General features: G+C 39.0%; 3 protein-coding genes and 1 pseudogene. 1 reads left to right on the top strand and 3 read right to left on the bottom strand.

Annotation, left to right across the window (positions count from 1 at the left end):
- Positions 1–267, bottom strand: a pseudogene (locus V7164_RS19965) (alanine dehydrogenase); the annotation flags it as partial.
- A gap of 284 nt (positions 268–551) precedes the next feature.
- Here V7164_RS19965 and V7164_RS19960 point away from each other — a divergent pair.
- Positions 552–1079 carry a MerR family transcriptional regulator gene (locus tag V7164_RS19960; RefSeq protein ID WP_335345874.1) on the top strand — a complete coding sequence of 176 codons (528 nt, stop codon included), beginning with the start codon at positions 552–554 and terminating at the stop codon, positions 1077–1079.
- 104 nt (positions 1080–1183) lie between these two features.
- On the opposite strand, the gene V7164_RS19955 is transcribed toward V7164_RS19960, so the two are convergent.
- Positions 1184–2683 carry a leucyl aminopeptidase gene (locus tag V7164_RS19955; protein ID WP_335345873.1) on the bottom strand — a complete coding sequence of 500 codons (1500 nt, stop codon included), beginning with the start codon at positions 2681–2683 and terminating at the stop codon, positions 1184–1186.
- Positions 2684–2743: 60 nt separating this feature from the next.
- A complete protein-coding gene (locus V7164_RS19950; RefSeq protein WP_335345872.1) occupies positions 2744–3121 on the bottom strand; it encodes a DUF309 domain-containing protein in 378 nt (125 codons plus the stop codon).
- Between the last annotated feature and the right edge of the window lie 171 nt (positions 3122–3292).

The following is a 3292-nucleotide window of genomic DNA, read 5'->3' as shown; positions in this document are numbered from 1 at the left end:
TACTAAATCTTTGCGGAAATATTTATATTCCGACTCAAGAGGTTCTTTAACCTTCATAACCATTTCTGCAGCCCATGCCTCAGCAGCTGTAGGAACGATTTCCGCTCCAACCTCTTTATAATCTTCGTTTGTGAATCCGCTTCCAAGACCTGCCTCTGATTCTACTAATACTTGATGACCTGCTTTAACTAGTGTATATACACTCGCTGGTGTTGCAGCCACACGGTTTTCATTATTTTTTATTTCTTTTGGTACCCCAATAATCATAGAAAATATTCCCCTTTCCTAACATTCAAAAAATTATAAGCACCTTAAGTATAATAATTGAATTCAGATTAATCAACATTATTCGAGCACTTGTAAATATTTTGTCAGTTGTTGTATTTTTCGGACTATTGCCTATTTTTAATCTCCTTTTTTTCTAATTATAGGGAATGATAAAAACATGTAGCATCTCCACTTTCTTTGCCGAAAATAAACTAGTTTTGTCATATAGGAAGGAGTTTATTTTTATTGGAAGAATTCAATAACTAATGAAGGAGGGGATCAGTGTGAATACAAGTGCTGTTGCAAAGTTGTTAGGGGTTTCGCCAAGCACAGTACAGCGTTGGGTAAGACAGCTGGAGCTCCAAATGGAACGGAACGAGCTTGGTCATTATTGGTTTAAAGAGGAAGATATTCAATTGCTGAGACAAGTTCAAGATCAGCTAAGTAAAGGAATTATTCTACAGAATGTGACTGTACAAGAAGGGAAGCCAAGGAGAGGAAGTCTGACAACAACCGTGAATCTCAGTGACAAAGCAACTGAAAAGCTGCTGGAGAAAATCGAACTGCTGGAACAGAGAGTGAACGGGAAAGCAGATGATGTAGTTTCCTATCAACTGCTGCAGCACCGCCGTGAGATTGAAGATCTCCAGGGCATTATTAAGAATTTAACTGAGCGGATTGAAATACTTGAAAATAAACAGAGCAGCCTAAAAAATAAGCTGCCTGCCGAAAATCTATTAATATTTGATAATGAGAAGCCTAAAAAGAAGATAAAAAGAAAAAATATTATTACATCTCTTTTCGGATTTTAGGCCAAGGGAGGTCAAACTTTCAATTCCCTTGACCATACCATTGGGATAGAAGAACCTGGGTCAAGGGGACATTCCCTTGGCCCATTTTATATTGAGAACCGTCCCTATACTTCAAATCTTTCAACAAGCAGGGCTAGTGTACGGACCATTACGCCTGTTGCACCGGATGGGCCAAGACTATGTTCTTTGCGGGTCGTTGCTGTTCCAGCAATGTCAAGGTGCACCCACGGTGTTCCTTCAGCAAATTCTCCCACAAACCCTCCTCCCATAATCGCATGTCCTTCTCGTCCTGGAGAGTTATTTAAATCGGCAATCTTACTGCTTCTTATTCTTTGTTTATCTTTTTCAAATAAAGGAAGTCTCCAGATTGGCTCCCCTGCTTCATAGGATGCTTCGAGAACCTGCTCCCATAGTGCTTCATTATTAGTTAAAGCACCTGTCGTTTCATTTCCGAGCGCAACAATGACTCCTCCCGTTAATGTCGCAACATCTACAAGATAGTTAGCCCCATGAAACTTTGCATACGTTACCGCGTCTGCTAAAGCAAGGCGACCTTCAGCATCTGTATTCAGTACTTCAATCGTTTTGCCGCTCATAGAAGTGATCACATCATCAGGCTTAAGCGCATTTCCGCTAATCATGTTGTCAGTTGAAGGAATAACCGCGACAACATTTTGTTCCGGTCTAAGCTCACCAATAATTTCCATAGCTCCAAGGACAGCTGCTGCACCGCCCATATCCGATTTCATGCCAACAATTCCATCCTTTGGCTTAATGGAGTAGCCCCCAGTATCGAACGTAATCCCTTTTCCGACTAAACCAATGACGTCCTTCCATTCCTCTTTTCCTTGATACTTGAGAACAATCATTTTAGGAGGTTCAACAGAGCCTTGGTTAACGGCTAATAAGGCACCCATGCCGAGCTTTAGCATATCTTCCTTTTCGAGGATCTCTGCTTCAAAATCATATTTAGCCGCTAATTCTAGAGCATAGTTAGCCATGTTTGTAGCCGTCAGCATATTTCCCGGCAGATTTACAAGTGTACGGGCTGAGTTCGTTCCTTTTCCATATGTATAACCGACCGTTAAAGCTGCTTTAATTTCCTCTTCTTCTAAAGAATCGCTATATACGGTTACATTCTCAATGAATTTTTCAGGCTCATTTGATTTTTGTTTATAGCCAGCAAAGGAATAAGTCGATAATGTAAGTGCTTCACCAACAGCATGTGCAGCATCCATTGCATCTACATTTTCATTCGTGAATGATGAAAGGAATACAGCTGCGTCCTGTAACTTGTCTGCTTTTACAGCTTTAAATGTTTTTCCAAGTGCCTCACGTAAAATTTCAAAGCTATAATCATTTTCCTTGCCAAGACCGACAATATATAATCTTTTTGCCCCTATTTTCCCGAAAGTATGTACCTTTGAAACAGACTTTTTCTTGGCAGATACATCACCGCCTCTAACAAGGTCCGTTAATTGCCCGCCAAATTCATGATCAAGACTCGAAAGAACTCCATCGAATTTATTCGGCTTTTCGAAAATTCCAAGGATGAGGCATTCATGTTCTTTTGCATAATTTAATTCCTTTAATACCGTAAACATTTTTCCACCTCCATATTTGATGCTCTCATTATAGCGAAAAAAGAAAATTATTTCGACTATCTAATCATTTAAAAACAATATTAACTCAGGTAATTTAGGAAGGGACTCAACCTCTTCAAACGGAACACGGTCAATATCCTTAGGAAAAAGGGAAAGACATTCTTCCATAAATGAATAAACGTGTTCAAGATCTATTCCCCAGTGCATTGGACGGTAATCCTGTAAATAATCATGTGCTGCCTGCATCATGAGCCTTGCGCCTTTAATATTGCCGTATTCATAATGATAAATCGCTACACTCATTTGCAGCAGCCCTTTAAAAAATAAATTCCCCTTATCGGTCATCCACATTTCTTCAAGAAGATCATGGCAAGTATAGTAATCCCCTTCATTAAACTTTATAAAAAACTCATAATATTCGAGTGGGTAGTCCTTCAATCAAATCACTCCCCTATGAGAGATTTTACCCAAAATAATACAATGCCCCTCTGCTTTCCTTCTGAAAAACATTGCACTATCAGCAAATTATTATTATCATCTTAACAAAAGGATTTAATTCTGCGGGAAATAGTCGAAATTTTTCTAAAAAAAATCCACAGAATTAAATAT

The organism is Bacillus sp. JJ1474 (genome assembly GCF_036965225.1).
Lineage (GTDB): Bacteria > Bacillota > Bacilli > Bacillales > Cytobacillaceae > Cytobacillus.
The sequence above is the reverse complement of the archived record's forward strand: the minus strand, read 5'-3'. Positions and strand labels throughout refer to the sequence as shown.